Annotated in this window: 1 protein-coding gene; it reads right to left on the minus strand. The window is 60.9% G+C overall.

Annotation, left to right across the window (positions count from 1 at the left end; all coding sequences use genetic code 11):
- Positions 1–243 (minus strand): hypothetical protein (locus RMT89_RS44995; RefSeq protein WP_315889527.1); only part of this gene is annotated, 243 nt, incomplete at both ends.

A 243-nucleotide genomic window follows, 5' to 3' on the forward strand; every position in this document is an offset into this window, starting at 1 on the left:
GGAGGTCGCGGGGAAAACCGCGAGTTTCAAAGTCAGACTGCTCCAGGTCGCAGCGCCGAAATTGCCTGAAATCGATGCCGAATTCGCGAAAAGCCTGGGTGTGGCCTTCGGCACCTCGACCTGGGTCACGTCGAGCAGTGCCTGCATGACCTGATCCTTGACGCGGTTTCTGAGGCGCGCCTTGACCTCGCGCTCAAGATTGGCCTTGACTTCGGCGCGCATCTTGTCGAGATCGCCGTCGGC

The organism is Streptomyces sp. P17 (assembly GCF_032436805.1).
Classification (GTDB): domain Bacteria; phylum Actinomycetota; class Actinomycetes; order Streptomycetales; family Streptomycetaceae; genus Streptomyces.